Here is a 26620-nt window from a genome sequence, read left to right as displayed (position 1 = left end):
TTGATACGATAAGGGAAAACGACGTTGACGATTCTTCATCAAGTAGGTGAATGTGATGAAAGATTTCCCGATTCGGTTTGTATTGACAGATGAAGCGATTACTCCAAGTGCTGGGCTTGCTCTCGTGGGCTACTTACTGCACCAAACGAAGCTGGATAAACGAGTAAACGCCCTTCGGCTCCCAACGGTTCGTCGAGATGTGCACATTTCCCATAGCGATGTCATTCGCTCGATGATTGGCTTGCTTGCCACAGGAAAAACGGATTTTGATCATATCGAAGCGTATCGTCAGGACGATATCTTTTCGACATCAATGGGCATTCGGCACGTACCTTCCTCCCCAACGTTGCGACAGCGTCTCGATCAGCTCGCTTGTCTTCCGATGATCGAAACCATCATTTGGGAGGAATCGATGCGTCTGTTGGTTCGACAACACGCTACCTTGTCCCCTTGTTGGGCGAAAGGGAAAACGACATGGCTTCCCCTTGATATAGATGCTTCCCCATTTGACAACTCCGATACGAAGAAAGAAGGAGTGAGTCGAACGTATAAAGGATTTGACGGTTTTACGCCGTTGTTTGCGTACGCAGGGAAGGAAGGGTATATCGTTCATGCCGAGCTGCGTCCAGGGAAACAACATGTACAAGACAACATGCCTTCGTTTTTAACTACCGCCATCCGTCGAGCTCGTCCGCTGACCTCGTCTCGTCTGCTTGTCCGCATGGATGCAGGAAACGATGCGGAAGCGAATGTGCACGTATGTCTAAAGGAAGACGTGGACTTTGTCATCAAGCGAAACTTACGCCGAGAATCGAAAGCGCTTTGGTTCCAGATCGCTTCGCAAAAGGGCAGACGCGTCGATGATGGACAAACAGAAGGAGTACAAACGTATGAGTTATGCCTTCCACAGACCGCAGCAATCGATGGACACACGTATACGTACGTTCAAGTCACCCAAGTGACGGAACGAACGATGGAACGAAATGGACAGCTGATGCTCGTTCCTGATTACGAAGTCGAAAGCTACTGGGTGCGCCTCGAAGGATACGAGCATGTTCGAATGAGTGATGTGCTCGCATTGTATCACGATCATGCGACATGCGAACAGTTTCATAGCGAACTGAAAAGCGACTTAGATTTAGAGCGACTTCCATCAGGGAAGATGAAAACGAATGCGCTCGTGTTAGTCATGGGAGCATTCGTGTACAACCTTCTTCGCCTGATTGGACAAGATCTATTAAGCGATCCGAGACATCCATTACATCATAAAGTGAAACGCCGCCGCATCAAGACGATCATTCAGACGGTGATCACGATGGCAGGTCGACTCGTCCGCCGATCACGACAGATCTGGATGAAACTGACGCGAAGGAGTGGGTACAGTATACTCCTACTGAATGTGTATCAAAAATGGAAAGAGGCAAGATAACAAACAGATGTTCGGGTACTCATATCCATCACTCCCCCCTGTACTTTTTTTGTCTCTTTTTTGGTTTGTATCTCCATAAAAGAGGATTTATCTCGTTTTCAAACATGAAAGTGGTGCAGGGAATCATCAAAAAAAGGGATGTATGGATCATATATCCATAGAACTAACACCAAAATCAAAGTTGATTTCCAACCATCACGGATTCAGGTTAACAGATAGTAGCAGTACAGTAATCGGTAAAGCGACTGATTTGGCTAAGAACGGTGCAGGTTCGATTACTTTTAAAGGCTGGGATAGCACGAACAGCAAATACACAGGGGTTTCATTAATTACGGTTACTACAAATGGTGCATATACGTTGTATAGTTTAACTGGCAAGGTTGAAATCACCGGAACAGAAAGTAACTTCCAAATCGGAGCGAATGAAGGACAAGTAGTTGGACTAGGTATCAGTGATATGACTACAACGGGTTTGGGAGTTGATAGCGTAACTGTAACGGATCATGCTTCTGCACAGTCTGCGATTTCGGTTATTGACGAAGCGATCCGTAAAGTATCTGAAGAGCGTGGTAAACTTGGTGCGATCCAAAACCGTCTCGAGCACACGATCAACAACTTAAAAACAGCACACGAAAACTTAACGTCCGCAGAATCACGTATTCGCGATACAGATATGGCGATGGAGATGACAAACTTCACGAAAAATAACATTTTAAACCAAGCAGCGCAGGCGATGCTTGCGCAATCAAACCAATTGCCGCAAGGAATTTTACAATTGTTAAAAAGCTAATAGTTAAAGAAGGGGGTAGGTCGATGCGACCTCGCCCTTTTTTTGTACGTGTGGCATAATATAAAGAAAAAGGTGTGAACGTTGATGGAAGTGCAAAAAGTGTCACGGGCGTCGTTGAACCGTGTGGCGAAAAAAGAGGATGCACCGATGGAATTGGTGTCATTTACGGAAGTGATGCATAAGAAAAAAAGCGATGTGTTGTTTGAACGTTTTCAAACGATGGCGCAACAAATTGAAGCGCAAGGGAAAAAATTAGCCGAGTCGCAAACGGTCGAAGACTTAAAAACGTATAAAAAGCTTGTTAAACAGTTTTTAGATGATGCAGTAAAAAATAGTTTGCAGCTTGAAGAGCAACGTGGATTTAGCCGCGGGGGACGGTCGAAAATTTATAAGCTTGTAAAAGAAGTCGATCAAAAGTTAGTGGATCTCACAAACGCCGTACTAGAAAAAGAGAAAAAAGGGCTTGATTTGCTTGGACTTGTCGGTGAAATTCAAGGATTGATTATTAATATTTACACGGTAGCGTCAAAAAATCTATGAAAAGTCATCATGGTCTACCTGTTGAAGGAAAATAAAGAGGATAGTGGAATTGGATTCGCCCTTGACCAACACTCGCCAAAGGAGAAAAACGGTCAGTAAGGGCAAGGGCAGAAAAGAAGGGCATAGGAAAGCAGCCCTTGCCCTATCCTGATTTTACCTTTGGCGAGGTTCGGATGGTCAAGGGTACGCTCCGCCGAATCCGTCCTTAGGATGCAGCTTGTTGGGTCAACATCTCTTGAGCCATGACAATGAGCCTTGCCCAACGTGCCGGCATATGCGGAAGGCTCTCTAATGCTGGGATGACGACCGGTACCCGTTTTTCTAACGCGCTATGCGGACGCAAGAAGTTGAAATACGCCACAAAGAGTGTGACAAAGGAAACCGAGCCTTCTTCTGCGCCAAACCCATGAGTCGGTCGGTAGTTGCCTTTAAACGTTCGGTTGAATCGTTCAATGATCTGTTTAAGTGGTCGATATTCCTCGGACACAGGATCCTCGTTTGTCAGCCCGATGACTTGACGGACATCGAAAGAAATCCCTTGTTGGGCGAAAAAGTGCTGCGCCAACAAGTAGATCGGGTTGCCATCGACGACAAAAGACAAATCTTCAGGAATGGACGGCAGTTTCTTGAGAACATCATCGATCGCACGGATGGCAGAGAGTGTATCCCGATGTGGAGAGACCCGGTAAGACAGCACGACCTTTTTCACGGCATCAAACATAAAAAACAAGTAATGCCAGCACCCTTTGACGCGGATATACGTCTCGTCGCCGCAAAAAGAACCAGACAGTTCGTAAGGAAAGTGATCGATGAAAGGTTTGACGATCAGCGCAACACTGTTGGCATAGTTGATGACGGTCTGATGAGAAATCGACAACCCATGAATGTCTTTCATGATCCTCGCTGTTTTCCGCGCGGAGAGCCCATAGTTGACGTGATACGTCAAGATGAGTCCGAGTGTATGCGAAGACACGGAAAGACGCGACAAATCCACCTTCGACTGTATCGGTGACGACGGTGCCAACGGCTGAAAATCAAAGAGAAACTCACGGAAAATGTATCGAACTTTAAAGGCATACGGCGCATGTTGAAACTGTTCTTTTTCCTGAGGTGTCATCTGTCGCAAGTTTGCTTGGTAAAACGAGCAATCATCATTCTTACATTTGTGGATGTAATAATCGTTGCGCTCTTTGATTTTCTCGAGTGCCTTTAAACAATGTGGGCACCGAAAAATCACTTGTTTGGCAAAACGGCTACGATGGTTGAAACGGCAACGACACACTTTGCATTGATACTGCCCTTTACCCCCGTTGTTGGCGTACACATAATTAGATGGCGCTTGGCACTGTGGACACGTCAATGCATCAGGCACCGTGGTTTTCGTGTTCGCGTGCCTCTTGATCGGCTTCAACGGTTTTCCGTGTTGTTGTTCGTATTCGACAAGAAGATGACGATAGTCTAAACGCGGAAGCGTTTCGATGACAGGCAGTTCATCGACTTGGAGTTTCTGATACGATTGATTCACCGGTTCTTCGTCATCCCAGTCTGTGAGGGACTTTCCAAAAAGTACACCTAGTAAATAAATAATGATTTGATATTGGGTCTTGATTATTTGAAGACATTTGATTAATAATTGAGGTAACAAGCTTGTCACTCCTTTGTTTGGATTGGGTGTGTGGTTACCTCAATCGTACCAAAAACAGCAGGGGTGGCAAGCTTTTTTTGTCGAAAACCGCATAAAATCAATAAAAACTTAGGGTATGTCTTTAAAACTTTTGACAATACCATTTACACGTAAGGGGGAGCAACATGTTAGATAACTGCCCGAAATGTGGAAGTTTGTTCGTGCGGACGCAATTTCGTGATGTGTGCGAGGCATGCTATAAAGAGGAAGAAAAATTGTTTGAAAAAGTATATGCATTTATTCGAAAACGAGAAAATCGCACGGCAACGATGTCACAAGTTGTTGATGCGACGGGGGTAGAAGAAGCGTTAATCATTAAATGGATTAAAAAAGGACGGTTGCAGCTCGTTCATTTTCCAAACCTCGGCTATCCGTGCGAAAAATGCGGGGCAACGATTCGTGAAGGACGCCTCTGTCCTTCATGTATTAGTGGCATTCAAAAAGAGATGACGAAAATCCAACAAGAGGAAGAGCGACAAAAACAAGCGAAACATCAGACGACATATTTTACCGAGCGACGCAAAGACGACTAAACATTTTTTTCTTTTTGCCGATAATAAACGTAGACGAAAAAGAACGGAAAAAGCGAGGTGGGAATATGAAAATTAATCGCATTCAACCGATGAACGTCAATCCGTATGAGCGGACATCACGTGTCGAAAAGCCGACAAAAGCAACGAAAAAGATGGATCAAGTTGAAATTTCTAGCGCGGCGAAAGAACTGCAAGAAGCTGCGAAATTTTCTTCGGAACGGTTAGAAAAAGTGGAACGGCTAAAATCAGAAGTTAAAGCAGGTACGTATACAATCGATGCACGAGCGATTGCAGAAAGCGTATTGCGCTATTATAAACGATAACGGAGCGAACGAACATGATCGATGTGATGCAAAAGTTGCTGACGTTTCATCGTGGGTTATTGCAACTAGCAGAGCAAAAAACAGAAGCGATTAAAAAAGGCGATGTCGGTACGTTACAGCAAATGATGATGAAGGAACAAAAATATGTGATGGCCATTCGCCAGCTAGAAAGCGAACGAATGAGCCTTCTGTCGCATTTACCCGAGAAAGAACGAACGGTGAGCCGATATGCTGAACAGGTGGAAGAAAAAGAACGAATGAAGCTTTTTCAACTAGCCAATGAACTAAGCGACACGATTGTACGATTAAAAGAGCAAAACGAACTGAATATGCAACTACTGCAACAATCGCTCCAATTTATTCATTTTACATTAGATTTGATGATACCGAACGAACAAGATGTGACGTATGACCCGAAGCGAACGGATGAATTGCCGCCACGGTCTTCATTTGAAGCGAAAACGTAAGGGGGGTTTTTTTGTGCTTTCGACATTTCACGGTTTAGAAACGGTGCGGCGTGGGATGACTGCCCAACAACAAGCATTATACGTCACCGGGCATAATATCGCGAACGCCAACACGCCAGGTTATTCGCGCCAGCGCGTCAACTTTGAACAAACGCCACCGTATCCGTTTGCGTCTCAAAACCGCCCCGTCATGCCTGGACAAATGGGAACAGGTGTGGAAGGTGGAACGGTACAGCGAATGCGCGAAGAGTTTTTAGATGTGCAATATCGTGGGGAAAATATGAAATACGGCTATTGGAATACGCGTGCCGAAGCATTGTACAAAATGGAAGAAATTATGAATGAGCCGTCAGACGAAGGATTGGCAAAAACGCTCGATCGCTTCTGGCAAGCGCTCCAAGACTTAGCGGTAAATCCTTCGAATTCGGGGGCACGCTCAGTCGTTCGCCAGCGCGGCATCGCGGTTGCGGAAACGTTTCATTATTTGTCGAGCTCGTTAAAGTCGATTCGCGAAGATTTAAAAAATGAGTTGGATGTCACAGTAAAAGCAGTAAACTCTTTAGCTCGTCAGCTCAATGATATAAACAAACAAATTGGCGAAGTAGAAGTGCACGGCTATTTGCTGAACGATTTATATGATGAGCGAAATCGGCTTTTAGATGAATTGTCGCAATATGTAAACATCAAAGTCACACCTGTGCCAAGCGGCGGTAGCGCGCTAAAAATTGCCGAAGGACGCTTTACGGTAGAGTTAGTGGACCGTAACGGCACGTCTCTTGGGAAGCTAGTAGACGGAAATACAGGTGCGTTTAACGAGATAACGGTAAAGTATGAAACGACAGGTGACAAGTATGTAAGAGAGATAAAGTTAGGGAACGATTCATTAAATTTTTTAAGCTTTAAGGAAAATGGAAAGATTGGCGCATTGCTTCATTCGTATGGGTATGTCGGCGGAACAGGACTATACCCAGAAATGTTGAACAACTTAAACGCCATGGCGAAAGCGTTCGCGGATCAGTTTAATGCAGTTCATTCAAGAGGATGGAGTGTAACGGAGATAAAAAGTAACACAAAGGATGGGAAAACATTTTTCACTTACAATCCAAGTGATCCGGCTGGAACGTTAGATGTCGAACAAACTATTAAAAATTCGCTTGATAATATCGCCGCATCTGCATCTGGTCAAATCGGCGACGGAAGTAACGCCCAAGCGCTCGCTGAAGTAAAAAACGGAACGATGAATATTGCAGGAAACACAACAACGATTCAAAACTTTTACGAAAGTTTAATCGGACAAATGGCAGTCAATGCGCAAGAAGCGAAACGGCTGTCGCAAAATAGCGAAGTGCTTCGCCAATCGGTTGACGAACGGCGCATGGCGGTCAGCTCCGTATCGCTTGATGAAGAAATGATGAACATGATGAAATTCCAGCATGCGTATAACGCCTCTGCACGTATGATTACAATGATCGATCAAATGTTAGATAAAATTATTAACAATATGGGCATCGTTGGAAGGTAGGTGAGTAACGTATGCGCGTGACACAAATGATGCTTGCAAACAATACGCTTCGCAACGTGAGTAAAAGCTATGACAAACTTGGCACGTATCAGCAACAGCTCGCGACAGGGAAAAAAATTCATCGTCCATCGGAAGATCCAGTCGTGGCGGTGAAAGGCATGCACTATCGTACGAGCTTAACAGAAATTGAACAATTCCAACGTAATTTATCGGAGGCGTATACATGGATGGAAAATTCGGAATCAGCGCTTAACCATACGACAAACGTCCTGCAGCGCGCCCGTGAGCTTGTCGTGCAAGCGAAAAACGGTACACTCGGTCAAGAAGACCGCCAAGCGATCGCCCGTGAAATTGAACAGCTGAAAAAAGACTTAGTACAAGTCGCTAACACGAAAGTAGCAGGTAAATACATTTTCAACGGGACAAAAATTGAACAAGCGCCTGTGACGGATGGAACACCGCCAACTGTCAGAAATAACAACGATGATTTTATGGTCGAAGTGGCAAAAGGAGTTAAACTAAAAATTACCTGAATCCGTGATGGATTGACATCGACTTTGACTTTTTTGCTGGTTTTATGGATGTGTGATCCACCATTCCCTTTTTATGTTTAAAACAGATGTCATCTTCACTCTCAGAAATGAAATAAATATCTTTTTTAGGTATATAAACCAAAGAAAAAACAAAAAAGGACAGAGGGTTAGGATGAGTACAGAATTGCGAACAATCGTTCGTTATGCTCCTTCTCTCCATTTTATGTAAATGTTCAGTAGGGGCTCGCTATAGCCACTCCTTCGCGTCAGTTTCATCCAGATCTGTCGTGATCGGCGGACGAGTCGACCTGCCATCGTGATCACCGTCTGAATGATCGTCTTGATGCGGCGGCGTTTCACTTTATGATGTAATGGATGTCTCGGATCGCTTAATAGATCTTGTCCAATCAGGCGAAGAAGGTTGTACACGAATGCTCCCATGACTAACACGAGCGCATTCGTTTTCATCTTCCCTGATGGAAGTCGCTCTAAATCTAAGTCGCTTTTCAGTTCGCTATGAAACTGTTCGCATGTCGCATGATCGTGATACAATGCGAGCACATCACTCATTCGAACATGCTCGTATCCTTCGAGGCGCACCCAGTAGCTTTCGACTTCGTAATCAGGAACGAGCATCAGCTGTCCATTTCGTTCCATCGTTCGTTCCGTCACTTGGGTGACTTGAACGTACGTATACGTGTGTCCATCGATTGCTGCTGTCTGTGGAAGGCATAACTCATACGTTTGTACTCCTTCTGTTTGTCCATCATCGACGCGTCTGCCCTTTTGCGAAGCGATCTGGAACCAAAGCGCTTTCGATTCTCGGCGTAAGTTTCGCTTGATGACAAAGTCCACGTCTTCCTTTAGACATACGTGCACATTCGCTTCCGCATCGTTTCCTGCATCCATGCGGACAAGCAGACGAGACGAGGTCAGCGGACGAGCTCGACGGATAGCGGTAGTTAAAAACGAAGGCATGTTGTCTTGTACATGTTGTTTCCCTGGACGCAGCTCGGCATGAACGATATACCCTTCCTTCCCTGCGTACGCAAACAACGGCGTAAAACCGTCAAATCCTTTATACGTTCGACTCACTCCTTCTTTCTTCGTATCGGAGTTGTCAAATGGGGAAGCATCTATATCAAGGGGAAGCCATGTCGTTTTCCCTTTCGCCCAACAAGGGGACAAGGTAGCGTGTTGTCGAACCAACAGACGCATCGATTCCTCCCAAATGATTGCTTCGGTCATCGGAAGACAAGCGAGCTGATCGAGACGCTGTCGCAACGTTGGGGAGGAAGGCACGTGCTGAATCCCCATCGATGCCGAAAAGATATCGTCCTGACGATACGCTTCGATATGATCGAAATCCGTTTTTCCTGTGGCAAGCAAGCCAATCATCGAGCGAATGACATCGCTATGGGAAATGTGCACATCTCGACGAACCGTTGGGAGCCGAAGGGCGTTTACTCGTTTATCCAGCTTCGTTTGGTGCAGTAAGTAGCCCACGAGAGCAAGCCCAGCACTTGGAGTAATCGCTTCATCTGTCAATACAAACCGAATCGGGAAATCTTTCATCACATTCACCTACTTGATGAAGAATCGTCAACGTCGTTTTCCCTTATCGTATCAACGGTTTGCGACCATTGTAAAGATGTTTTGTCACGGATTCAGGAATTAATGTCACCCCAAACAATGTGTTTAACCAAGGGTTGTTCAATACATTACAGCAAATTGAAAACGAACTAGCCAATCCAACAAGTAATTTAGACAACTTACTTTCCCAATTAGATGGTCATTTAAACGACGTACTCGCAGAGCGTGCGGAACTCGGTGCGCGCGTCAACCGTTTAGAGCTCGTGGAGCAACGTCTTGCCGAACAACAACTCATCGCGAAACGAATGATTTCCGATAACGAAGATGCGGATATTGAAAAAATTATTACGGAATTAAAGTCGCAAGAAAGTGTGCATCGCGCAGCGCTCTCTGTCGGGGCGCGCATCATTCAGCCGACGCTCGTTGATTTTTTACGTTAAGGGGATGATGAATGTTGAGAATCCCGCAACTGACGATGCAAGCGACGTTCCCGCAACTATCCATTACAGTTGAGCGCGGATATATGCATATGCGTCAACAACAAGCCGAGCTGTCGATTGAACAACCAAAACCACAGCTTGAGATGAAAACAACGCCACCGCGCCTGACGATTGATCAAACCGAAGCGTGGGCAGATATGGATTTAAAACATATTTTTCATCGCATTGAAGAAGCTGCGCAAGACGGCTATGCCAGTTGGTTATCATATTTAGAAACGACAGCGATACAAGGCGATGAATTAATGCGCATCGAACAAGGTGGTGATGTACTCGCGATGCAGGCAGAGGCGAATAGCGAACGACCGCCTTTTGATTATAATGTCGGGCTTATTCCACGCCCATTTAGTGTGAAAGTCAGTTTTGAGCCAGGACATATCAATATGAACTGGCAAACATCAAATGCTCGTATTCATATTGAGCCACGCCCTGTGCAAATCGATTACAAACCAAACGTTGTGCATATTGACTTAGCGCGTCACAACAACTTGCGCATTGACGTGACCGTATAAATGAGGGATGAACATGAATATTGAAACGAAATATCATGGAACAGTTCAGCTTTCTCAGCTGGCACTCGTTTCATTTGAAAACGGACTACCGGGCTTTGAACATGAAAAACAATTTGCGTTGCTTCCGATTCACGATTCGCCATTTACCATTTTACAATCAATACAAAATAAAGACGTAGCGTTCGTCATGATTGAGCCGTTTTCGTACTTCCCAACGTACGAAATCGAATTGGACGATACGACGTGTGAGCAGCTGAAAATACAAAAAGAAAACGATGTGGCGCTATACGTCATTTTAACGGTCGCAGAGCCGTTTACAAATACGACAGCGAACTTACAAGCGCCTGTCGTCATTAACGTTCACGAACGAATCGGCAAGCAAGTCATTTTAACGAATACACCGTACAAAACGAAACATCGGCTATTTCCAGAAACGGTTGAGGCGAAATAAGGAGGCGAGGATATGCTTGTATTAACACGCAAAATAAAAGAAGCGATCCACATCGGCGACGATATCGAAGTCGTCGTTCTCGCCATCGACGGCGACCAAGTCAAGCTCGGCATTCGCGCGCCGAAACATATCGATATACATCGGAAAGAAGTATATCTCGCTATTCAACAAGAAAACAGCGCGGCATCTCTCGCCTCCGCCACTTCGCTTCAACAACTATCCGATCAACTAAAGAAAGGAGGGGAAGCAAATGAGCGTTAGCATCGGCGGTGTTCAAATCCCTGGCGTCATCGCTCGCATCGTCCAAGACAATAAAGCGATCGCGGAACAGGCGTTAAATGAAATCATCAACAAACATAAAGACGACCCAGCGCGCGTCATTAAAGAAATTCAACAACCGTCACCGTTCTCACAATTTCTTGACGTCAAAGTATAAAATTTTTTTCGCAACCTATTAAACTTTGAAAAAACGGGCCGATAATAAATGTGAGGGCAAGAAAGAAGGGCGGCCGACTTCATTCTTGCCAATCAAAAACCACAAGGACGTGGGAAAACAAATTCAAGGAGGAAAAAACAATGAGAATTAACCACAACATTGCGGCGTTGAATACGTATCGTCAATTGACTATCGGTAACTCTAACGCTGCGAAAAACATGGAGAAACTTTCTTCTGGTCTTCGCATTAACCGTGCAGGCGACGATGCAGCAGGTTTGGCGATTTCGGAAAAGATGAGAGGACAAATTCGTGGGTTAGAGCAAGCGTCACGCAATGCGCAGGATGGGATTTCTTTAATTCAAACTGCTGAAGGTGGATTAAACGAGGTTCATGCTATTCTGCAACGTATGCGTGAGCTTACAGTTCAAGCCCAAAACGACACAAACACAAACGATGATCGAGCTGCGTTAAACAAAGAATATCAGCAATTATCTACTGAAATTACTCGAATTGGTAATACAACGGAATTTAACACGCAGAAATTGCTCAATGGATCGCTCAGCTCAAGTATCGCTAACGTCGGTTCTAACTTGACAACAGCAAATGGTATTGTCAACATTAAATCGAACGGTGCAGAAGTATTGAATGGTTATAGTATTACTGTTGATACAAAAGCAGGAACGATCACTGTAAACAACGGAGCAGGAAAATCCGAGACAATTAACTACGGTGGGGCACCTACAGGATTTGGTACAAAAGAAATTAACTTTGGTTCACTAGGTATCAGCGTGGAGATTAACAGTAGCATTAAAGATATTAGCCAAGATAATACTTTTAATGTAACTTCGACTGGGTCAATTGATTTGCAAATTGGTGCTAACAGCGGTCAAAAAATGAACATATCAATCTCTGACATGCGCGCAACAGCGCTTGGCGGTGCTACAAAAGTGAGTGCTACAAGTATTGATACAAAAGCGAATGCAAACGCAGCGCTTGATGTGCTTGATAATGCTATTAAACAAGTTTCTGATGAACGTGCTCGATTAGGTTCTTACCAAAACCGCTTAGAGCACACAATCAACAACCTAGGTACAGCTGCAGAAAACTTAACAGCAGCAGAATCTCGTATTCGTGATGTAGATATGGCGAAAGAAATGATGGAGTTTACGAAAAACAACATTCTTTCTCAAGCAGCACAAGCAATGTTGGCTCAATCCAATCAAATGCCACAAGGCGTATTACAGTTACTTCGATAATTTGATTGGAAGGGCGTCTTAGCTGGAAACGGCTAAGAGGATCACTGGGTGAATTGCTGGGAAGCCCTAAAGCTTTCCTTGCCAAAACGTAGCTGGAAACGGCAGGCGTGACGGCGTGAAAAAAGGAAAGATGCAACAATGGGCAACCAGCAGCCAAGCTCCTGTGAGGAAACTCTGGAGAAGGTTCAACGACTAGGACATACCACCTAAGGCGAAAAAACGCTATGGTGATGAAGTCCGTAGGGGAAATCCCCGAAGTGCCCAGCCCTTCGCTAGCCAAATGGCTAGAAAGGTGAAGATATAGTCTACACAACGGTCGAAAGACGTTGAGGCATGGCAAGCCAACCAACAACCACAAGGAGTATTGCAATTACTCCGTTAATTTTAGTGAATTACAGAGGGGCTCTAGATTCTCTAGGGTCCCTTTTTTGTAAAAAATGAATACATGGGGAGAGTTAAATGGAAGTACTGCTTGAAATTAGTCTTCAAGAAAGTTGTTTTGAACCATCAGTTAATGTTTTTGGATCTTCACAGGTCATTTCAGGTATTTCTGACTTTTATCCAAGGGAAACATTAAGTGAAGCGATAGATGTAATAAAACATGCGATTAGAAATCTAGATTTCACAAAAACGATAGTTAAATTTAGTTCAAGTGTTAACAAGGAGCAAAGACGAGTTATAAGTTTAGAAATGCTTGAAAATATGGCTCTTAACGATTTTAAAGATGTGTTAGGAGATGAAAGCTGAAAACGGAAAAGTACCTCTTGTTTTAGTGCTGTCACTTCCCGATAAAAGGTGGTATCTAAGGGGTATAAAATTTTCTATAATTGGAATAAGCGCAATCGGGAAATATTTTAAAGGGAAGCATATTATAAAAGCTTGGGAGCATCTGAAGTGAATAGGTATATTTAATTAAACCCGTGGTGCTAGTTGAGCGCTAGCGCTCAACTAGCACCACGGGTTAGTTTTATAATTTGTCTGTCGGGCAATGCACGCCATCGATCATTTATGAAATATTTTCATTTATGAAATATTTTATTTCCACATATAAAACTAAACAGTAGGGTGTTTGACGTGATGATTTATAAAAAATGGCTCTACCATATCACCCACTATAGCAACCTTCCATCGATCCTTTGTCACGGTGGATTAGTGGCAAATAACGTGGCGAAGGTGAAAAGTGTATCGTATGTCAATATTGCGCATACACGTATACAAGCTAGGAGATCAATCATATCCGTTCCGCTTCCTCCTTATGGCACTTTACATGATTATGTTCCTTTTTACTTTGCACCTAGGTCACCGATGTTATATGCTATTAACAAAGGACGTGTAGACGGGTACGCAAAAGGACAAGATGAGATTATTTATCTCGTGTCTAGGACAGATGTGATCCATCATAGAGGATTAGGTTATGTGTTTACGGATGGGCATGCCATTATGAAATTTACTGATTTTTATAACGATTTAAAGGATTTGGACAAAATCGACTGGAACGTTATGCGCTCTCAATTTTGGTTTGAGACGGAAGAGAACCCCGATCGGGAAAGAAGAAGGCAAGCGGAGTTTTTAGTGTATCAATTTGTTCCTATTGATATGATTTTAGGCATCGGGGTTAAAAATGATAAAATGAAGCAAAAAGTTGAAGAGATTATGTACCAATGTCATTGCCATAAACCGATAGCTGTCCGGCCGCATTGGTACTACTGAAGGAGGTGACGCAATGATCATCCTAAAACAAGGCAACCTCTTAGAAGATGAAGCAGAAGCGTTAGTGAACACGGTCAATTGTGTCGGAGTGATGGGGAAGGGAATCGCTCTGCAATTTAAGCAAGCATACCCGGAAATGTTTTCAGAGTATGAAAAGGCTTGCCGCCGCAAGGAAGTACAGCCAGGCAAAATGCATGTCGTTTCCACTAAATCGTTGTTAAACCCAAAATATATTATTAATTTTCCTACAAAACGCCATTGGAAATATAAATCCCGGATGGAAGATATAGAGTTAGGGTTAGTGGATTTAGTAAAGGTAGTTAAGGAGCTAAATATAAAATCAATTGCGCTTCCTCCGCTTGGCTGTGGTAATGGAGGGCTGAGATGGGATGAAGTACGTCCTAAAATTGAAGCAGCTTTTAAACATCTACAAGATGTGGAAGTACATTTATACGAGCCTGCAGGAAGCCCTAAACCTGACCAAATAAAGATACGTACGGAAAAACCGAAAATGACAAGAGCTAGAGCGTTATTTCTAATGTTAATGAATGATTACTCCATTCCAGGTTATCGGCTATCTTTGCTTGAGGTGCAAAAGCTAGCGTATTTTCTCCAAGCAGTAGGGGAACCCCTTAAACTAAGATTTGAAAAAAGCAAATATGGTCCATATGCAGACAATTTAAATCATGTATTATTGCGCTTAGATGGCCATTTTATTCGTGGTTTTGGCGATCGCAGCAGAGATGCAGAAATTTACTTAATACCGGATGCAGTCCAAAAAGCGGAGCAGTATTTGATGGACGATTCCGAAGCCTATAAGCACTTAAAAAGAGTAAGGGATATTATTCAAGGGTTTGAAACTCCATATGGGCTAGAATTGCTTTCAACTGTACATTGGGTTGTTAAGGAAAAGCCAGATATAAAAGATGATATTCAGTCAATCGTTGAAGAAATCCACAATTGGAACGAACGGAAACGGAAGATATTTAAAGAGAAGCATATTACAAAAGCTTGGCAACATTTGAAAGAAGTAGAGATGCTTAATTAACAAAAATGCTTGTATTACGTTTCATTCAAATTTGAAAATGGGGCTTTTGGTGACAGTATAAACTTTAATTGCCTGTAATATTGTTAATTAACTGCATGCTCAACAACAAGGCATTAGCTTGGCTAGTGCCTCTTTTTATGTCGATTAATAGGATTAATTTTTTATTTCGCTGTTTCACTCTCGTTTGTTTATGTACGAAATGACTTCATATTTTTCTTTTCTAACCGATATAAACAGTAGAAACGTATATGTCAAAGGGGCGAATGATGATGATTGAACGTATTTCTTCTTCTCTTTCTTCCACATATATGCATGAAAAAACAACGACAGAGCGTCCAGCAGAGCAGCAAAAACAAGAGCAAACCACTGTACAGCAAATGAACGCAAAACAAGAAGAAGAGCGTACTTCAAAAGAAATTTCAAAAGAAAAACTTGAAGAAATCGTCAAAGGAATGAATGAATTTTTACAGCCGAGCCATACGTCGCTAAAATTTGCGGTACATGAAGATTTAAAAGAGTATTATGTTCAACTCATTGATGATCGAACAAAAGAAGTTGTGCGCGAAATTCCGCCGAAAAAATTGCTAGATATGTACGCGGCGATGATGAAGTTTGTCGGGTTGATTGTTGATCGAAAAATTTGAGAGGATGGTGAGAGGGCATGAGTACAATGCGTATCGGTGGCTTAGCGAGCGGCATGGATATTGATAAAATCGTTGGCGATTTAATGAAAGTCGAACGTGCGCCAATTGATAAATTAAAACAAAAAAAGCAATTACTTGAATGGCAACGCGACGCATATCGCGATATGAACCGTTTATTAGACGCATTAGATAAACATATTTTCGACGGTGTCATGCGCCAAAGTACGTTTTTACAGAAAAAAGTGACGAGCTCAAACGAAAACATCGTCACTGCTACAAGCACGCCGAGCGCGTCAAATCAAACAGTTGAGATTAGCAACATTACGCGACTTGCAACCGCAGCAAGATGGACATCGGGAGCAATTGAAAAAACAGGGGGTGGAGCAGTAGACGTAAATGCTTCACTTGCCAGTCAGTTTGGTGAAAGTAACGTACCGAACGCCTTAAAGTTTCAAGTGACAAAGCCGGGAAGTACGACGCCAGAAACCGTCAGCATTTCAATCGATCCGAATACAGATACGTTAAATACGCTTATTAATAAATTAAACAGCAACGCGACGTTAGGCGTGCGCGCGTTTTACGATGAACATACAAAAAAGATGGTCATTACGAAAAACGAAACAGGCGAAGGCTCATCAATTGAAATTAAAGCTGGGCAAGTTTTTTTACAAGACCAGCTAGAGTTTCAAGTGGAAACAGGGAAAAATTTTTTACAACGAGATGCAGGAACAGGACAAAACGCCAAATTTACAATTAACGGTCTTGAAACAGAGCGTCCGTCGAACACGTTTACGATTAACGGTATGACGTATACGTTGAAAAATACGCATACCGGGACGGTAACGATTTCATCAACGACAAATACGGATGCGATTTTTAACTCGATTAAATCGTTCGTTGATAAATATAATGAAACGATTGATGAGATCAATAAAAAGTTAAAAGAAACTCGTTATCGTGATTATCAGCCGTTGACGGATGAGCAGCGTGAGCAGTTGACGGAAAAGCAGGCGGAGAAGTGGGAAGAGAAAGCGAGAAGCGGCATTTTGCGCGGCGACTCGATTTTGTCAAACGCCCTTTCTAGCATGCGCCAAGCGTTGTATCGAAAAGTCGAAGCCGCGTCAAAAGGGTTTCAACAGCTTGCCCAAATCGGCATCACGACGACAGCAAACTATTTAGAAGGCGGAAAGCTCATTATTGACGAAGCGAAGTTAAAACAAAAAATTGAAGAAAATCCAGAAGCGGTGTATCGTCTCTTCAGCAACAATGGCGAAGGAGCGAACAAAGGCATCGTTTTGCAACTGCGCGATGAAATAAAAAAGACGATCAAAAGTATTGAGGATAAAGCAGGAAATACGTTAAAAACTGTGAACCAGTATATTATCGGGAAAAATATTCTCGATATTGATACACGCATTAGTGAGGCAGAAGATCGATTAAAACGAGTGGAAGACCGATACTGGAAGCAGTTTTCCGCGATGGAAAAAGCGGTGCAGCGGGCAAACTCGCAAAGCATGTATCTCATGAACGCGTTTGGCGGAGGTATGCAATAATTTCTAAAGGAGTGTTTTAACGAATGGCAACCAACAATCCATATCAATCATATCAAACAAACGCGATGCAAACGGCGTCACCTGGGGAATTAACGCTTATGCTTTACAACGGTTGCTTAAAGTTTATTGCGCAAGCGAAAAAAGCGATCGAGGACAAAGATATTGAAGCACGCAACACAAACTTATTAAAAGCGCAAAAAATTATTCAAGAGCTGATGGTGACGCTCAATATGGAATATGAAGTGGCAAAGTCGATGATGACGATGTATGACTATATATATCGCCGTCTTGTTGAAGCAAATATTAAAAGCGATATGTCCATTTTAGAGGAAGTCGAAGGGTACGTGAAAGAATTTCGCGATACGTGGAAGCAAGTCATTCAAATCAATCGTCAACGTCAATATGCGCAAGGTGGACAAGCGTGATGAGCGTTGTTTTTACGCTGTTGGAAGCGACGAGGCAGCTTGCGAATGTGTTGCGAGAGCCTGTATCGAAGGAGAAACGCGATGAGGTGATCGCGCGGATTGAGCAGTTGCTTGAGGAGAGGGAGCGGTTGCTTGCGAAGCTCCCTTCTTCTTTGACAGCGGAAGAGCGGAAGATGGGGCAAGAAATATTAGCATTGAATGCCGAGATTGATGAAAAGTTACAGCAATTGAAGCAGCAAATTCAGTTCGACTTAAAGCAAACGAAAAAAACGAAAACGGTTGTCAAACATTATAACCATCCATATGAACCACTGTCTATTGATGGCATGTTTTATGATAAGAAAAGGTAGGTATGAAAATGGTGAAATTATCGCATGAACAATTAGCAGTTATCCAACAGTACGTGGCGCTTTTAGAGACGATTGAAGAAGGATTTGCGTATGTATGTGAAAGTTTTACGAACTATGAGCGAACGCAAGGGGATGTTGTGCTTGCGGATATTTTTATGGCGTTCGGTCAAATTGATGAGACGAATCGGAGTTCGCTCGCACGTTTTTTTGCGGATGATCGCGCGGTGTTAGAGGAAATTGCTCGTTTTTCTGCGGTAGCCGATGAGGCGTGGAAATTAGACGGAAAGTTGCACGATACGAATGCGAAGCAACAAGTCGTTGAAAACCATTTAGCACCAGCATTTGAAGCGTGGAAAGTAAGTGTGATGCAACATCTTCGTCCGTATATTGAGCAATAATAAAAAGGTGCGAGCGAATCGCACCTTTTGTAGTTTAAAACGCTTCGACAATCGTGACGTTCACTTCTTTTCGTAAGTCAATTTCAAACGGTGATTTCAGCACTTCCCCGTTTGGATTTTGTAAAATGCGAACGACAGGGCGAAGCGGATATTCAGGGAAAATGTTTGAGACGACACCGCGATATCCTGTGTTTAATACGATGTTTGTGCCGAGCGGGTAAATGGCGACATATTTTAAAAACGTTTTAATGAGTTCATAGTCAAACAACGTATTGCCGGCTGCGCATAAATATTCAGCTGCTTCGTGCGGCGAGTGTTGTTTCCGATGGTCACGCGGAGAAGTGAGCGCGTCGAATACGTCTGCGATGGCGATAATGCGCGCGAACTCATGAATGTATTTGCCAGCTGCTTGATGTGGATAGCCGCTCCCATCAAAACGCTCGTGATGTTGAAGTGCACAATAAGCGGATGACGGTGAAACGTTGTTTTGTTTTTTTAGTAATTCAAATCCAAGTTCAGTATGATGGGAAACGATTCGACGTTCTTCAGGACTAAGCGGCCCTTTTTTTCCCAAAAGGGCGCTTGGAATTTGCGTCATACCAATGTCAAATAAAAACGCGCCAACGCCCAAATCAAGCAATTGTTGCGATGAATATCCTTTCGCTAATCCGATAACACCTGCGATTGTTGCCACGTTAACCGAGTGATGAAAGAAATATCCTTTTGAAATGACAAGGTCAGATAAGTTAATGAGCAAGTTTTCTCGACTTAATAAATAGTCTAAAATCTCTTTAAATATTTTTTGATATTCTTGTCCGAGGTCAAGCGAAGACACGCGCTGGGCAGCCTTTTGTCCTTCGATTAGTTCCGTCATCGTTTCGTACACTTTTTTTACTGCTTGTTGCCGCACAATCGGACTAATCATTGGCTTTTCTTCAATATCAAATGTAAAAATATCGTGAATATAAATATAACGAATGCCATCTTCGAGCAGTCTGCGAATGTATGAGTCGGTCAGTTTAACCCCCTTAGCGAGCAAAACTGCACCGTTTGGTCCGTAAATATCAACGGCGAGCACATCGCCGCTTTTTGCTTCAAATATGTACACTTTACGCATGCGATAACACCTGGATAAAAAATAGGAACGCTTTTCATCATCTATAAATTGTAGCATAATTATCCATTGTTTTGTTCATCATTTTTTCACAAAAAATGTGACGATTGAGAAGGAGTTTTGTAGGGAATTGTAGAAATAAATAACTAACCTTTCATAAAAGGAGGAGCAGCGTATGAAATACAACATTCGCGGAGAAAACATCGAGGTTACACAAGCGATTCGAGAGTATGTCGAGAAAAAAATCGGGAAATTAGAGCGTTATTTCGAATCAACCGAAGGAATTACTGTTTACGTTAACTTAAAAGTATATAATGATAAGCAGGCGAAAATTGAAGTCACTATTCCAATGCCACAAATCGTGTTGCGTGCCGAAGAGCGCCATGACGATATGTATGCGGCAATCGATTTGGTCGTCGATAAACTCGAACGCCAAATTCGTAAACATAAAACGAAAGTAAATCGAAAAATGCGCGAAAAAGAAGCAAATGGTGTCACGCTAACAACAACAGCTCCTGTGGCAACAGGAGAGCATGAGGAAGAAGAATTTGAAATTGTGCGTACGAAACGTTTTAGCTTAAAGCCGATGGATAGCGAAGAAGCGATTTTGCAAATGAACATGCTTGGCCATAACTTTTACGTCTTTATTAATGCAGAAACAAACCGCACAAACGTCGTTTACAAACGAAAAGACGGCAAATATGGCTTAATTGAAGCGAACTAATCTTACCACCCTCTGTCGAATCGAGACAGGGGGTGGTATAATGTGAAAGGAGGTGAAAAAGGGTGGAAGCGATTTTACGCGAAATTTTGGCGAAGTTGACAAGCATCGAGAACAACTTTTTGTCCTTCCAACAAGAAGTGCGCGAACGGTTTACACAGATTGATAAACGATTCGCTCAAATTGACGAGCGATTTGCGCAGATTGATGAGCGGTTTGCACAGATTGATGAAAGATTCGCTCAAATCGATCAGCGTTTTGAAAACATGGAGGCTCGATTAGTGGCGCTTGAACAAAAAATGGAAGAAACAAATGAGCGGATTAGTCGCCTCGAGGAAGAAATGTGTGATGTCAAGAAGCGCCTTGCACGCGTTGAAACACAATTAGACGAAGTCAAAGAAACGGTGCATCGTCTCGAAGTTCAACTGGCGAATGACGTGCACACATTACTGCAAAACATTTATAAAAAGATCGATGAAAAAGGATTTGAAATTTATGCATTAAATAAACGTTTGCTTAGAGTGGAAGCCTCCATTGAACAACTACAGTCGCAAGTGTAATCCAGCGAAGATGCTGGCTTTTTCTTTTTCCCCATCTCCCTTTTCCGTATGAGTTGTCACCTTTTCCTGTAAATGATATCATGTAGATTAGTGATTCTATAATTAAGGAGCGTTTTCATATGCTTGGAATGTTGAAAAAAGTGTTTGACCCGAATAAACGGCAAATTGCGCGATTAGAAAAAATCGCAAATGAAATTGATGCGCTCGGTCCACAAATGGCGCAGCTTTCTGATGACGAGTTGCGTCAAAAAACAGAAGAGTTTAAGGCGCGTCTTGAAAAAGGCGAAACGCTTGATGATTTACTTGTCGAAGCGTTTGCGGTCGTTCGTGAAGCTGCAAAACGCGTGCTCGGCATGTATCCATATAAAGTGCAATTGATGGGGGGCATCGCCCTTCATGAAGGCAACATTGCTGAAATGAAAACAGGGGAAGGAAAAACGTTAACAGCGACGATGCCGGTATATTTAAACGCGTTAACTGGAAAAGGCGTCCATGTCGTCACGGTCAACGAATATTTAGCAAGCCGCGACGCAAATGAAATGGGCAGACTGTATCAGTTTTTAGGTTTATCTGTTGGACTGAATTTAAACAGTATGTCGCGTGAAGAAAAGCAAGCGGCTTATAACGCCGACATTACATACGGAACGAATAACGAGTTTGGTTTCGACTATTTGCGCGATAACATGGTGCTCTATAAAGAACATATGGTGCAACGCCCGCTTCATTATGCGATCATTGACGAAGTTGACTCCATTTTAATTGACGAGGCGCGGACGCCGCTCATTATTTCAGGTACGGCTCAAAAATCAACAAAATTGTACATTCAAGCGAACGCATTTGTGCGCACACTAAAACGAGATGTCGATTATACGTACGATGAAAAAACGAAAAGCGTGCAGCTGACGGAAGAAGGAATGAACAAAGCAGAGCGCGCGTTTGGAATCGACAACTTATTCGATTTAAAACATGTGACGTTAAACCATCATATTAGTCAAGCGTTGCGTGCCCATGTTGTGATGCAGCGCGACGTCGATTACGTCGTTGAGGACGGAAAAATCGTCATCGTCGATCCGTTCACAGGCCGTCTCATGCGCGGACGTCGCTATAGCGATGGGCTTCATCAAGCGATTGAGGCAAAAGAAGGGCTTGAAATTCAAAACGAATCGATGACGCTTGCGACGATCACGTTCCAAAACTATTTCCGCATGTACGAAAAGCTCGCGGGGATGACGGGAACAGCGAAAACAGAAGAAGAAGAATTTCGTAACATTTACAATATGCAAGTCATCGTTATTCCGACAAATAAACCAGTCATTCGCGATGATCGCCCAGACTTAATTTATCGCACGATGGAAGGAAAGTTTCGTGCGGTTGTTGAAGATATTGCGGAACGTCATGCGAAAGGACAACCTGTTCTCGTCGGTACGGTGTCGATTGAAACGTCTGAATTGTTATCGGGCATGTTAACGAAGCGCGGCATTCGCCATAACGTATTAAACGCGAAAAACCATGCGAAAGAAGCAGAAATTATTGCGCAAGCTGGTCAAAAAGGGGCAGTAACGATTGCGACAAACATGGCAGGACGCGGAACGGACATTAAACTCGGTGAAGGTGTGCGCGAGCTTGGCGGTTTGGCCGTCATCGGTACAGAACGTCATGAAAGCCGCCGCATCGACAACCAATTGCGTGGTCGTTCCGGCCGTCAAGGAGACCCTGGGGTATCGCAATTTTACTTGTCGCTTGAAGATGAGCTCATGCGTCGCTTCGGTTCAGAAAATATGATGGCGATGATGGATCGCTTAGGGATGGACGATTCACAGCCAATTCAAAGTAAAATCGTATCTAAAGCGGTCGAGTCGGCACAAAAACGCGTGGAAGGAAACAACTTTGATGCGCGTAAACAACTATTGCAGTACGACGATGTATTGCGCGAACAACGCGAAATTATTTATCGTCAACGTTTCCAAGTGCTTGACTCAGAAAACTTGCGCGACATTGTTGAAAAAATGATTCAATCGGTTATCGAGCGCGTCGTGCGTACGCATACACCAGATGAAGAAATGCCAGAAGAATGGAATGTGCAAGCGATTGTTGATTATGTGCAAGCGAACCTCCTTTCAGAAGGAGATGTGACTGTCAACGACTTGCGCGGCAAAGATCCAGAAGAAATGATTGAATTCATTTGGAATAAAGTACGTATACGTTACGATGAAAAAGAAAGCCGCATTCCGTCCGAGCAAATGCGCGAGTTTGAGCGCGTCATCGTGTTGCGTGCGGTCGATATGAAATGGATGGAACATATCGATGCGATGGAACAGCTTCGTCAAGGCATCCATTTACGTGCGTACGGTCAAATTGATCCATTGCGCGAATATCAAATGGAAGGGTATGCGATGTTTGAAGCGATGATTGCTTCTATTGAAGAAGAAGTTGCGCGTTACATTATGAAAGCAGAAATCGAAAGCAACTTAGAGCGACAAGAAGTAGCCAAAGGAGAAGCTGTCCACCCGAAAGAAGGCGAAGAAGTGAAACGTAAGCCGGTGAAAAAAGCGGTGGAAGTCGGCCGAAATGATCCGTGCCCATGCGGAAGCGGAAAAAAATATAAACATTGTTGCGGACGATAAGTCAACAACCCAATGACTAAAGTCATGGGCTTGTAAGCCCCATGTTGACCAGACCAAGGCTTGAAACAGAGCCTACGTTATAGATGTCATGACACGTTCGGGTGCTTCTCCAGCCCGTTCCTCTGTCGTGCAAGGTTAAACAAGCGTGGTGGGTAGCGCTAGTGTCTTGCACATAACAAGCATCTATAACATGGTCGAGGAGAATATGACCTGCTTTATGCAGAGGAAAGGGGAGAACCCTATGGTTTTTGTGTTAGACACAAACAAACGTCCGCTTGCTCCTTGTCACGAAGCAGTTGCAAGAAAGCTGTTGAAACAAGGGAAGGCGGCGATTTACAGGCGATTTCCATTTACCATCATCTTGAAAAAATCAGTAGACGAATCAGAAATTAAAGCAACATATCGGCTAAAAATCGACTATGGAAGCAGGCATACAGGATTAGCGATTTTGCGAGGACAAGAAGTGGTATGGTTAGGGCAACTTGACCATCGCACAGACATCAAGGAAAGAATAGATAAAAGGCGTGCTTTTCGTCGAGCAAGACGAAATCGAAAAACAAGATACAGAAAACCACGTTTTCTTAATCGTAGGAGAAAAGACGGGTGGTTGCCGCCATCACTAGAGAGTCGCGTGCAAAATATCCAAACATGGGTTAACCGCCTAAAGAAATTATGCCCCATTGGGTATATATCATACGAAAATGCCAAATTCGACACGCAACTCATGCGAAATCCTGAAATCAATGGTGTAGAGTATCAACAAGGCACGCTACAAGGATATGAAGTACGGGAGTATTTGCTTGAAAAGTTTGGGCGGAAGTGTTGTTATTGCGGAAAAGAAAATGTTCCACTTGAAGTGGAGCATATCATTCCAAAATCGAGAGGTGGAACAGACCGAGTGGATAACCTATGTCTTGCCTGTCATGACTGTAATCAGCGCAAAGGAAGTAAGACAGCAGAAGAATTCGGGTATCCGCACATTCAAAAGCAAGTCAAAGAATCATTAAAGGATACAAGTGCTATCAACTCGACAAGATGGAAAGTGTATGAAGTGTTAAAGCAGACAGGATTAGATGTCGAGTGTGGAACAGGTGCACGAACAAAAATGAATCGTATTCGTTTAGACTTGCCGAAAACACATTATTTTGACGCTTGTTGTGTAGGCGAAAGCACAACAAATCACTTATATTTCAAAACAAAAGAAGTGTTATTTATCAAGGCAAAAGGGCGTGGTAGTCGCTCTCGTACAAACCTAGATAGATATGGCTTCCCAAGAGGTTATCTTGCAAGACAAAAATTCTTCTTTGGTTTTCAAACAGGGGACATGGTTAAGGCTGTTGTCCCAAGAGGGAAATATCAAGGCGTTTGGTTTGGCGAAGTCGCATGTAGAAAGACTGGAAGTTTCGATATTAAAGGCAAGGACGGAAAGCGTATCGCACAAGGAATAAATTATAGATATGTCCAAGTCATTCAGCGATTTGACGGATATGCTTATGGAAAGGGGGGGCGGAACTTGCGTAAGGTGCAATTCCTCGCCGTGCCTAAAGGCAGGGGCTTCCTTGCGTAAGTTTCGTGAGGGATATTCCCTCGCTTTCGTTATGTTGCGTACGCCGAGATGTTTACATACAATAATGGTTGAGGTGAAGGACATGATCGATTTAGTAGAAATTAAGCAAGAGCTTGAAAAAATGGCTAAGCGATTAGTGGATATTAGGGGGTCTCTTTGACCTCGAAACGAAAGAAGCCCGCATTGAACAACTAGAAGCGCAAATGGCTGCCTCTGACTTTTGGGACGATCAAAAAGCGGCTCAGGCGGTCATTAGTGAGGCGAATGCGCTCAAAGATTTAGTCGGCGAGTTTCGTTCACTTGAAGAGCGATTTGAAAATTTAGAAGTAACATACGAGCTTGTCAAAGAAGAACCTGATGAAGAATTACAAAAAGAGCTTGTAGCTGAGGCGAAAAAACTATCGAAAGACTTTAGCGAATTTGAATTGCAGCTCCTATTAAATGAACCGTACGATAAAAATAACGCCATTTTGGAGCTTCATCCTGGCGCAGGTGGAACGGAGTCACAAGACTGGGCATCGATGTTGTTGCGTATGTATACGCGCTGGGCGGAGAAAAAAGGATACAAAGTGGAAACGCTCGATTATTTGCCTGGTGAGGAAGCGGGAATTAAAAGCGTCACGTTGTTAATTAAAGGGCATAATGCATACGGATATTTAAAAGCGGAAAAAGGCGTGCATCGCCTCGTGCGCATTTCTCCGTTTGACGCTTCTGGTCGCCGTCATACATCGTTCGTTTCGTGCGAAGTTGTACCTGAATTTGATGACAACATTGAAATTGACGTGCGTCCAGATGAAATAAAAGTCGATACGTATCGCTCAAGCGGTGCCGGCGGTCAGCACGTCAATACGACGGATTCAGCTGTACGTATTACACATATTCCAACTGGCATTGTCGTCACATGCCAATCGGAGCGTTCGCAAATTAAAAACCGCGAAAAAGCGATGAATATGTTGAAAGCGAAGTTGTATCAAAAGAAACTAGAAGAACAACAAGCGGAGCTTGCTGAAATTCGCGGTGAACAAAAAGAAATTGGTTGGGGAAGCCAAATTCGTTCTTACGTGTTTCATCCGTACTCGCTCGTAAAAGATCATCGAACAAATACCGAAGTCGGAAACGTGCAAGCGGTAATGGACGGCGAAATAGACGTCTTTATTGACGCCTATTTACGTTCGAAGTTAAAACAAGGGTAAGGTGTCCGTTATGGGCACCTTTTGTTGTATATTATTGACATCTAAAAAAAGAGCGTGATAATCTGGACATAACGAAAGTCCTGCGGTAATATGTCAAGGTGAAAAATCATCGAAATTGGAAATTCGATTGTCCGATGACCCGAAAAA

Annotated in this window: 29 protein-coding genes and 1 pseudogene; 27 read left to right on the top strand and 3 right to left on the bottom strand. The window is 43.3% G+C overall.

All coding sequences use genetic code 11. The features are described 5' to 3' along the window. The first annotated feature begins 55 nt into the window (after nucleotides 1-55). From NSS60_RS13375 to NSS60_RS13365, 3 genes are all read left to right on the top strand, one after another. Complete coding sequence (locus tag NSS60_RS13375) at nucleotides 56-1429, top strand: IS1380 family transposase (RefSeq protein WP_088223251.1); 1374 nt, start codon at nucleotides 56-58, stop codon at nucleotides 1427-1429. Nucleotides 1430-1679: 250 nt separating this feature from the next. Next, nucleotides 1680-2219, top strand: a complete 540-nt coding sequence (locus NSS60_RS13370; RefSeq protein WP_415873082.1) for a flagellin — start codon at nucleotides 1680-1682, stop codon at nucleotides 2217-2219. An 84-nt stretch (nucleotides 2220-2303) separates the two neighbouring features. Continuing rightward, on the top strand, nucleotides 2304-2759 hold the full coding sequence (locus NSS60_RS13365; protein WP_340720899.1) for a YaaR family protein: 456 nt from the start codon (nucleotides 2304-2306) through the stop codon (nucleotides 2757-2759). A 205-nt stretch (nucleotides 2760-2964) separates the two neighbouring features. On the opposite strand, the gene NSS60_RS13360 is transcribed toward NSS60_RS13365, so the two are convergent. Beyond that, nucleotides 2965-4404, bottom strand: coding sequence for a DDE-type integrase/transposase/recombinase (locus NSS60_RS13360; RefSeq protein WP_064214575.1), 1440 nt, complete (start codon nucleotides 4402-4404; stop codon nucleotides 2965-2967). Between the two features lie 164 nt (nucleotides 4405-4568). On the opposite strand from NSS60_RS13360, the gene NSS60_RS13355 reads away from it, so the two are divergent. The 5 genes from NSS60_RS13355 to flgL all read left to right on the top strand — a co-directional run bounded on the left by NSS60_RS13355 (nucleotide 4569) and on the right by flgL (nucleotide 7821). Then, on the top strand, nucleotides 4569-4976 hold the full coding sequence (locus NSS60_RS13355; RefSeq protein WP_004892669.1) for a TIGR03826 family flagellar region protein: 408 nt from the start codon (nucleotides 4569-4571) through the stop codon (nucleotides 4974-4976). A gap of 65 nt (nucleotides 4977-5041) precedes the next feature. Then, nucleotides 5042-5299, top strand: coding sequence for a flagellar biosynthesis anti-sigma factor FlgM (flgM, locus tag NSS60_RS13350; protein WP_004892666.1), 258 nt, complete (start codon nucleotides 5042-5044; stop codon nucleotides 5297-5299). Between the two features lie 14 nt (nucleotides 5300-5313). Continuing rightward, nucleotides 5314-5766: a flagellar protein FlgN gene (locus NSS60_RS13345; RefSeq protein WP_004892663.1), complete on the top strand. Its 453-nt coding sequence runs from the start codon at nucleotides 5314-5316 to the stop codon at nucleotides 5764-5766. Between the two features lie 13 nt (nucleotides 5767-5779). After that, nucleotides 5780-7288, top strand: coding sequence for a flagellar hook-associated protein FlgK (gene flgK / locus NSS60_RS13340; protein ID WP_004892660.1), 1509 nt, complete (start codon nucleotides 5780-5782; stop codon nucleotides 7286-7288). Between the two features lie 11 nt (nucleotides 7289-7299). Further along, a complete protein-coding gene (gene flgL / locus NSS60_RS13335; RefSeq protein WP_340720898.1) occupies nucleotides 7300-7821 on the top strand; it encodes a flagellar hook-associated protein FlgL in 522 nt (173 codons plus the stop codon). Nucleotides 7822-8022: 201 nt separating this feature from the next. On the opposite strand, the gene NSS60_RS13330 is transcribed toward flgL, so the two are convergent. Then, on the bottom strand, nucleotides 8023-9396 hold the full coding sequence (locus NSS60_RS13330; RefSeq protein ID WP_088223330.1) for an IS1380 family transposase: 1374 nt from the start codon (nucleotides 9394-9396) through the stop codon (nucleotides 8023-8025). A 98-nt stretch (nucleotides 9397-9494) separates the two neighbouring features. Between NSS60_RS13330 and NSS60_RS13325 the strand changes: the two are divergent. The 14 genes and pseudogenes from NSS60_RS13325 to NSS60_RS13260 all read left to right on the top strand — a co-directional run. Beyond that, nucleotides 9495-9854: pseudogene (locus NSS60_RS13325) on the top strand (flagellin); the annotation flags it as partial. An 11-nt stretch (nucleotides 9855-9865) separates the two neighbouring features. Next, on the top strand, nucleotides 9866-10423 hold the full coding sequence (locus NSS60_RS13320; protein ID WP_004892654.1) for a DUF6470 family protein: 558 nt from the start codon (nucleotides 9866-9868) through the stop codon (nucleotides 10421-10423). 13 nt (nucleotides 10424-10436) lie between these two features. Beyond that, nucleotides 10437-10874, top strand: a complete 438-nt coding sequence (fliW, locus tag NSS60_RS13315; protein WP_004892651.1) for a flagellar assembly protein FliW — start codon at nucleotides 10437-10439, stop codon at nucleotides 10872-10874. A 12-nt stretch (nucleotides 10875-10886) separates the two neighbouring features. Next, nucleotides 10887-11135 carry a carbon storage regulator CsrA gene (csrA, locus tag NSS60_RS13310; protein ID WP_004892647.1) on the top strand — a complete coding sequence of 83 codons (249 nt, stop codon included), beginning with the start codon at nucleotides 10887-10889 and terminating at the stop codon, nucleotides 11133-11135. Further along, the gene (locus NSS60_RS13305; protein WP_004892644.1) at nucleotides 11125-11310 is read left to right on the top strand and encodes a hypothetical protein; all 186 of its coding nucleotides are present in this window, start codon (nucleotides 11125-11127) and stop codon (nucleotides 11308-11310) included. Before csrA ends, NSS60_RS13305 begins: the two co-directional genes overlap by 11 nt. A gap of 140 nt (nucleotides 11311-11450) precedes the next feature. After that, nucleotides 11451-12566 (top strand): flagellin N-terminal helical domain-containing protein, encoded by a 1116-nt coding sequence (locus tag NSS60_RS13300; protein WP_004892642.1) that lies wholly within the window; start codon nucleotides 11451-11453, stop codon nucleotides 12564-12566. Between the two features lie 459 nt (nucleotides 12567-13025). Continuing rightward, nucleotides 13026-13313 (top strand): hypothetical protein, encoded by a 288-nt coding sequence (locus NSS60_RS13295; protein WP_004892639.1) that lies wholly within the window; start codon nucleotides 13026-13028, stop codon nucleotides 13311-13313. A gap of 330 nt (nucleotides 13314-13643) precedes the next feature. Next, complete coding sequence (gene darT, locus NSS60_RS13290) at nucleotides 13644-14276, top strand: type II toxin-antitoxin system toxin DNA ADP-ribosyl transferase DarT (RefSeq protein ID WP_004892636.1); 633 nt, start codon at nucleotides 13644-13646, stop codon at nucleotides 14274-14276. Between the two features lie 13 nt (nucleotides 14277-14289). Then, entirely contained in the window at nucleotides 14290-15324 is a 1035-nt protein-coding gene (gene darG, locus NSS60_RS13285; protein ID WP_064214401.1) for a type II toxin-antitoxin system antitoxin DNA ADP-ribosyl glycohydrolase DarG, read from the top strand. 269 nt (nucleotides 15325-15593) lie between these two features. Beyond that, entirely contained in the window at nucleotides 15594-15968 is a 375-nt protein-coding gene (gene flaG, locus NSS60_RS13280; RefSeq protein WP_064214402.1) for a flagellar protein FlaG, read from the top strand. Nucleotides 15969-15985: 17 nt separating this feature from the next. Then, nucleotides 15986-17521 (top strand): flagellar hook-associated protein 2, encoded by a 1536-nt coding sequence (locus NSS60_RS13275; protein WP_064214403.1) that lies wholly within the window; start codon nucleotides 15986-15988, stop codon nucleotides 17519-17521. 23 nt (nucleotides 17522-17544) lie between these two features. Beyond that, on the top strand, nucleotides 17545-17946 hold the full coding sequence (gene fliS / locus NSS60_RS13270; protein ID WP_064214404.1) for a flagellar export chaperone FliS: 402 nt from the start codon (nucleotides 17545-17547) through the stop codon (nucleotides 17944-17946). Then, nucleotides 17946-18296: a flagellar protein FliT gene (locus tag NSS60_RS13265; RefSeq protein ID WP_004892626.1), complete on the top strand. Its 351-nt coding sequence runs from the start codon at nucleotides 17946-17948 to the stop codon at nucleotides 18294-18296. Before fliS ends, NSS60_RS13265 begins: the two co-directional genes overlap by 1 nt. Nucleotides 18297-18304: 8 nt before the next feature. Beyond that, the gene (locus NSS60_RS13260) at nucleotides 18305-18694 is read left to right on the top strand and encodes a hypothetical protein (RefSeq protein WP_035018930.1); all 390 of its coding nucleotides are present in this window, start codon (nucleotides 18305-18307) and stop codon (nucleotides 18692-18694) included. Between the two features lie 34 nt (nucleotides 18695-18728). Here the strand turns inward: NSS60_RS13260 and NSS60_RS13255 are convergent, their stop codons facing one another. Further along, the gene (locus NSS60_RS13255; RefSeq protein WP_004892620.1) at nucleotides 18729-19811 is read right to left on the bottom strand and encodes an HD-GYP domain-containing protein; all 1083 of its coding nucleotides are present in this window, start codon (nucleotides 19809-19811) and stop codon (nucleotides 18729-18731) included. A 172-nt stretch (nucleotides 19812-19983) separates the two neighbouring features. Between NSS60_RS13255 and hpf the strand changes: the two genes are divergently transcribed. The 5 genes from hpf (at nucleotide 19984) to prfB (ending at nucleotide 26473) form a co-directional block, all read left to right on the top strand. Then, the gene (hpf, locus tag NSS60_RS13250) at nucleotides 19984-20532 is read left to right on the top strand and encodes a ribosome hibernation-promoting factor, HPF/YfiA family (protein ID WP_004892618.1); all 549 of its coding nucleotides are present in this window, start codon (nucleotides 19984-19986) and stop codon (nucleotides 20530-20532) included. A gap of 62 nt (nucleotides 20533-20594) precedes the next feature. Beyond that, nucleotides 20595-21089, top strand: coding sequence for a hypothetical protein (locus NSS60_RS13245; protein ID WP_004892615.1), 495 nt, complete (start codon nucleotides 20595-20597; stop codon nucleotides 21087-21089). Between the two features lie 119 nt (nucleotides 21090-21208). Continuing rightward, a complete protein-coding gene (gene secA / locus NSS60_RS13240; RefSeq protein ID WP_088223516.1) occupies nucleotides 21209-23713 on the top strand; it encodes a preprotein translocase subunit SecA in 2505 nt (834 codons plus the stop codon). 241 nt (nucleotides 23714-23954) lie between these two features. Further along, entirely contained in the window at nucleotides 23955-25280 is a 1326-nt protein-coding gene (iscB, locus tag NSS60_RS13235; RefSeq protein WP_340720897.1) for an RNA-guided endonuclease IscB, read from the top strand. 85 nt (nucleotides 25281-25365) lie between these two features. Beyond that, nucleotides 25366-26473 (top strand): peptide chain release factor 2 gene (gene prfB / locus NSS60_RS13230; RefSeq protein WP_128357012.1). Its coding sequence is split into 2 segments (ribosomal slippage): nucleotides 25366-25437 and nucleotides 25439-26473, totalling 1107 coding nucleotides; the frame shifts between segments, so codons are not numbered across the junction. The last annotated feature ends 147 nt before the right edge of the window (nucleotides 26474-26620 follow it).

Source organism: Anoxybacillus sp. FSL W8-0382, assembly GCF_038003845.1.
In the GTDB taxonomy this organism is placed as follows: Bacteria; Bacillota; Bacilli; order Bacillales; family Anoxybacillaceae; genus Anoxybacillus; species Anoxybacillus flavithermus_G.
Note: the sequence above shows the minus strand (reverse complement) of the source record. Positions and strands in the feature narration are given on the sequence as shown.